The organism is Reyranella soli, from assembly GCF_007992495.1.
In the GTDB taxonomy this organism is placed as follows: domain Bacteria; phylum Pseudomonadota; class Alphaproteobacteria; order Reyranellales; family Reyranellaceae; genus Reyranella; species Reyranella soli.
This window is the reverse complement of the sequence record NZ_BKAJ01000296.1, coordinates 1-5,248: the sequence shown is the minus strand read 5'-3', so window position 1 is coordinate 5,248 and position 5,248 is coordinate 1. Positions and strand designations below refer to the sequence as shown.

Sequence of the window (5,248 nt, the reverse complement as noted above, 5' to 3'; positions counted from 1 at the left end):
AGCGTCAGTTTGAGCTAAGTCAGTCATGTGTGGCTCCTTGAACCGGCGGGATTGCCGGCGGCGCCCTAAGCCCGCGTCGCGGTGAGCCGCGAGGGTTGGCCCTGAGTGAACTGCTCGCCGATACCGAAGCAAAAATCATGAAGCCGGCTTCCTTGCGTAGATCGGGCTTTGGACTTTGATTGACGCTTAAGTGAGGTAAGTGCCTCTGGCATGCATTGATACCTAGCGCCAATCTGTTGATAGCTAGCGACTTCGCGGCGACACGGAAGACCATGGCGTGTCCCTCCTCCTGATCGCTGATCAAGCTGCGCACGCCTGTGTCGTGGAGGCCGCCGAGATGAAGTCGCGCGTACTTTCGACAGACATCGCAGCGCACTCACATCTGCCCTTAGGTCTTCGCGAGCGCGCGGAAGGTTGGGCGCGATAGGGCCAGGACCGACCATGATGGGAGAGTACGCGCGGTCGGGCGTGCGCGACCGCCGATCCAGCAGGGAGGCAGCCGGAATTGCTGAAAGCAGTGCAAGCACCAGCGCGGGCGACACAATAATCGGTCGCTCACTTTTAGTGTGACGAAAACTACATAGCGAACGTCACGACGAATTTATTTCTTGCGTGGTCGACATTTAGTCGCCGCGGCGCCTTGGGCGTCTGGCTCGTGAGTAACCTTGGAGAAATGGAACTGACGTAGGTGCCCGCGTAAACGGAGGATGCCATGGGTATCAAGATTGGTAAGGACCCCGCCGGCTATTACGAGATGGTTGGAGGTCTCTTAAGCACGATCAACAAGAACCGCGTCGGCAGCGTGCTCATCACTCGACTTGAGCAGCACAGGAAGAGCGTGCGGATTTACCCGATGGACAAAGGGATGGCCGCGCGGATAGGCGACGATAACGCGAGCACTAGCCCACGCAACGTCGAAGACGCTGCACCGGCGGGGGCCTCCAGGGCGCCGGCGAACCCCACACTGCCCTACTGGTTTAAGGGGAACCCGGACCATCCGGCCACGCAGGAGGATGAGCGCGAAGAAATGGCGCCTCTGGGAATGGTCGGAACCGGTAAGGGAAGCGATGTGATCATCAAATTTAACCCCGCCAGCATAGTGACGAAGAAGGTTTTCGACAGAAGTCCTGATGCCGTCCTATTCCATGAACTGGTTCACGCCCTTCGCATATTCCACGGCGTGCGCAATCCAGTCCCGACAAGCGACTATAGATGGATGAATGAAGAAGAGTGGTTGGCAGTGCTCTTAACAAACATCTACATGTCAGCCGGCGGCAGCACCCGACTGCGGGGTGGCTATGGCGACTACGACCAGCGACTGGAACCACCTGAGGACACGTCCACCGGTTTCTTGACGAGCGAAAACGTGAAAATCCTCGACAACATTTGGCGTTACTGGGGGACGGTGATGACGGATTTCGGCTTCGTGATCGTGGCGCCTTTCAACCCAACCCGTGCGTATATGATGTCTCGGATGCCAGTGTAAGCTGGGCGGCATGAACGCCGAACCGGCAGGGGAGATATCCGACTTTGGTGAAAGCAGTGCAGGCGTCAAACCAGTGTTTGCAACGACTGCATCATTGCTACGCAAAAATCTCTCGCGAGCGGCGACGGATCGCTTGATCACATCGATGTGGCCATTTTCTCTGTCTGCGATGGTCAACCAGGGTCAAAACCCAATAAAGTGTGGTCCATCCAGTTCCGATTTCGGGCCGACTCCAGACTTTGGTCACGCGAAAGACCCCGTCTGAGTTTGACCCGAAGCGGAGAGTTACCGTTTGGTTCCCTGGCCGCAGGTCAAATCGCGCGCTTTGCATCGCGGGCGGTTCTTTCCGATAGTGGCGGCGTGAACGTCCTCGCGTTGATACGCCGGTCCCGGGCCGGCCTGCTGGCAGCATCAGCCGGCGTCATTGCTGCCCTCTTGGCCGCCATCGTGCTCACTGCCATGACCTGGGTCGAGCGCGGTCAGGACAGCGCCCGCTGGGTTCGCCATACGCTCGACGCCGACCGGCAGCTGGTCGAACTCCTCTCCAACCTGCAGGACGCCGAAACCGGCCAGCGCGGCTACCTGCTGACCGGCCAGGGAACCTATCTCGCCCCCTATGAACACGCGCGAAGCCAGGCACTCCGCTCGCTCGACCAGATAGAGCAGCAGATTGCCGACAATCCCGGCCAGCGGGAGCGCCTCGCCCGCCTGCGCCCGCTGGTCATGAGCAAGCTCACCGAACTTTCAACCACGATCGCCCTGCAGCACGACGGACAGTCGGACGCGGCACGACAGATCGTGCTCACCGACCGCGGCAAGCAGGTCATGGACAGCGCGCGTGCGACCATCGCCGAAATGCGCGGCGAATAGGCCCGTCTGCTGGGCGAGCGCCAGGCTGCCATGGACCGGACCTCGGAGTTCCTGCGCTTCACACTGATCGCCGCCAGCCTGGGCGTGCTGGTCCTGGCGGGCCTCGCCGCCTTGGGCGCGCGCCAGGTCGTGGCCGAGCTGCGCGCCGCCCGCGACCTTACCTTGGCGGAAATGTCGTTGCGCCAGGCGGCCGAGGGACAGCTGCGGCAGGCCCAGAAGATGGAGGCCGTCGGCCAGCTGACCGGCGGCATCGCGCACGATTTCAACAACATCCTGGCCATCATCCTGGGTGCGCTTGACCTCGCCAAGCGCCGCCTTGCCCCCGGTCAGGACCAGGCCGTTCAGTTCATCAATTCTTCGATGGATGCCGCGCAGCGCGCCGCCCGACCGCCCAGCTGTTGGCCTACTCGCGCCAGCAGGCGCTAAAACCCACGACCGTTGCGCCCAACCGACTGGTCGTCGCCGTCTCGGAGATCCTGGAACGTACGCTGCCCGAGTCGATCGAGCTGCAGACTGTACTGGCCGCGGGCCTATGGAGTGTCCATGTCGATGCCCACCAGGTCGAGAACGCGCTGATCGACCTTTGCCTCAATTCCCGCGACGCTATGTCGGAGGGCGGCAAGCTCACGATCGAAACTTCCAACGCTTTCATCGACGAGGCCTACGCCCAGGCCCACCAGCTGGCCGTCGGCCAGTACGTTCAACTCGCCGTCAGCGACACCGGCCACGGCATGTCACGTGAAACAGTCGCCCGTGCCTTCGATCCCTTCTTCACCACCAAGGAAGTCGGCAAGGGCACGGGGCTGGGACTTTCGCAGATCCTGGGTTTCGTCAAACAATCCAACGGCCATGTGAAGATCTATTCCGAGCCGGGCCAGGGCACGACCGTGAAGATCTACCTGCCTCGGCACCTCGGGATCGAGGAGGCCGCCGCATCAGGCGCGCCGCTGCCGATCCAGCACGGACGCCTGGAGGAGCTCGTTCTGCTGGTGGAAGATGACGACAAGATCCGAGCCGTCAACGCCGATCTCCTGCGCGAACTCGGCTACACCGTGATCGATGTCGCCCGCCCCCAGCTCGCGCTCGCCGCCCTGGATGCCAACCCCGGCGTTACACTGCTGCTCACCGACGTCGTCATGCCCGAAATGAATGGACGGCTGCTCGCCGACGCAAGCGGCGGCGCCCCGGCCTAAAAGTGTTGTACACGACCGGCTATACCCGCAACGCCATCGTGCACAACGGCGTCGTTGATGCCGATGCGCGGCTGCTGATCAAGCCGTTTACCCTGGAGCAGCTTTCCGCTGCCGTACGTACTGCCATCGACGCGTAGGTACCAGCGGCTTGAAGTAGTGGAACTCGTTGGGCGAGTGCTGACGGGGTGGAATAAGGAACAAGCCGAACTGCTGCGCCGCATCGCTTTGGCCGGCGGTGGCTGTGCTGCTGACGAGTGCGGATGGGCAGGCCCTTGAGGCTCTGATCTCAGCGCGCTTTGTCAGAATGGAAGGGGCCGACCGCGTCGCCCTTACCGATGCCGGAATGGCACGCGCTAGAGAGTTACGCTTCAGCAGACATCGGAAGGCCGGCCGGCGGCGGAAGCCGGCCGGTGCCGACGGCTGATCATTCCTTTTGTGATGCCGCCGCCCCGCCCACTGGCCGTCAAATCCGCGGCGAGCGGGCGGCTTTGGCTTGGAGGGCGGGTCGCCGCCAGGCCGGCATATTGGGTGCAAAACTGGGTACGGATTATAGGAAAATCCCATTAATTGCGAGTTTGACGGGCCTCGCGGCTTCCGTAGGGAGCGCCAATAAAATCAATTCCTTTTTGGATAGAGAACGGATCGGCCTGTGTTATGGGGACACCCCGAGGACACAAGTGCGTCGGGCCGAAGGAGCCGACGTCGCCGCGTGTGAGCGGTCAGCAAACATCAGAAAAATGGCGCATCTCCTCCTACAGGAGGATGCGGCGAGAAACATGCTGAAGGCTGAGAGCGTAGCCGCCTCGCATCCAAGTGCCGATGCAGTTCCATGCGCGTACTTTCGCGAGTCTATTGCTTCCCGCGATCCGACTACTCCGGGAGCCCGGCTTTCCGCATGGCCTCTATGCAACTCGCCATATGCTCCGGCCGCTGTAGAAAGAACTGATCCTGAAAATTCGAGATTCGTAAGGTTGGTTGAATCGACCGCAAGCGGACCATGGCCTGCCGGGCAGGCTGCAGCCGTCCGGCAAGGGCGTCGCTCATCACCAGCACACGAAGGGCGGGAGGCCAATCCGGTCGCAGATGCAGCGCACGCTCCGCTTTGGCCGACGCCGCATCGAAGCGACCCAGAAGGAAGTATGCGAAGGCCATCGCGCTGTGGGCGAGATGCATCAAGGGATCCAACGGGCTCAGGCGGACCGCACGTTCGAGATGTTCGATCGCCACCGCGCAGTCTCCCGCATATACCCGGAGCCATCCGCTTCGCTGCCAAGCCACGGCGAGATTTGCATTCAACTGAAGAGCGTGGTCGACAAGACCTAAACCGGTCTTGATGTCCCCCGCAACGTGGCCGAGCGCGTGCGCGCTCCAGGCCAGGGCCACCGCATCGGTACGGCCGAGGTTCGCGCCCAGCCTGGCCAGTCGCTCCGTTTCGGAGATCTCGGCAGCTCGATCGACAATCCAACCATTCGCCTTGCGCATGAGATAGCAGCCGGCCGCCAGCGCATACGGTCTGCCGAACTTGGGGTCGAGTTCGATCGCTTGATAGAAGAGCTTCAAAGCGTTGTTGTGGCTCGACTGCGTCCAGTCGTGCCATTCGGCCATGCCCCGTAAGAAGCAGTCATAGGCGTTCAGGTTCTCCGGCGGCTTGCGCTTCGCCCGCTCGATCTCCGCCTGCTCCTGTCTGGGGGCAATGGCT

General features: G+C 61.8%; 6 protein-coding genes and 1 pseudogene. 6 read left to right on the top strand and 1 reads right to left on the bottom strand.

Annotation, left to right across the window (positions count from 1 at the left end):
• Positions 1-712: 712 nt before the first annotated feature.
• From RSO01_RS45885 to RSO01_RS49730, 6 genes are all read left to right on the top strand, one after another.
• Positions 713-1,486 (top strand): M91 family zinc metallopeptidase, encoded by a 774-nt coding sequence (locus RSO01_RS45885; RefSeq protein ID WP_147157318.1) that lies wholly within the window; start codon positions 713-715, stop codon positions 1,484-1,486.
• Positions 1,487-1,496: 10 nt separating this feature from the next.
• Complete coding sequence (locus tag RSO01_RS48205) at positions 1,497-1,751, top strand: hypothetical protein (protein WP_170303890.1); 255 nt, start codon at positions 1,497-1,499, stop codon at positions 1,749-1,751.
• A 95-nt stretch (positions 1,752-1,846) separates the two neighbouring features.
• Positions 1,847-2,356, top strand: a complete 510-nt coding sequence (locus RSO01_RS48750) for a CHASE3 domain-containing protein (protein ID WP_218037671.1) — start codon at positions 1,847-1,849, stop codon at positions 2,354-2,356.
• A gap of 30 nt (positions 2,357-2,386) precedes the next feature.
• Positions 2,387-2,782: a histidine kinase dimerization/phospho-acceptor domain-containing protein gene (locus RSO01_RS48745; protein WP_218037670.1), complete on the top strand. Its 396-nt coding sequence runs from the start codon at positions 2,387-2,389 to the stop codon at positions 2,780-2,782.
• Positions 2,755-3,549 carry an ATP-binding protein gene (locus tag RSO01_RS48740; protein WP_218037669.1) on the top strand — a complete coding sequence of 265 codons (795 nt, stop codon included), beginning with the start codon at positions 2,755-2,757 and terminating at the stop codon, positions 3,547-3,549. The genes RSO01_RS48745 and RSO01_RS48740 overlap by 28 nt, the downstream gene beginning before the upstream one ends.
• A gap of 2 nt (positions 3,550-3,551) precedes the next feature.
• Positions 3,552-3,686, top strand: a complete 135-nt coding sequence (locus RSO01_RS49730) for a hypothetical protein (protein ID WP_281291657.1) — start codon at positions 3,552-3,554, stop codon at positions 3,684-3,686.
• A 733-nt stretch (positions 3,687-4,419) separates the two neighbouring features.
• Here RSO01_RS49730 and RSO01_RS48200 read toward each other — a convergent pair.
• Positions 4,420-5,248 (bottom strand): annotated as a pseudogene (locus tag RSO01_RS48200) (CadC-family transcriptional regulator); the annotation flags it as partial.

Excerpts from the sequence above, each read along its gene's own strand:
- RSO01_RS48745 (WP_218037670.1), top strand. The coding sequence starts at position 2,387 with ATGGACCGGACCTCGGAGTTCCTGCGCTTCACACTGATCGCCGCCAGC.
- RSO01_RS48205 (WP_170303890.1), top strand. The coding sequence starts at position 1,497 with ATGAACGCCGAACCGGCAGGGGAGATATCCGACTTTGGTGAAAGCAGT.
- RSO01_RS45885 (WP_147157318.1), top strand. The coding sequence starts at position 713 with ATGGGTATCAAGATTGGTAAGGACCCCGCCGGCTATTACGAGATGGTT.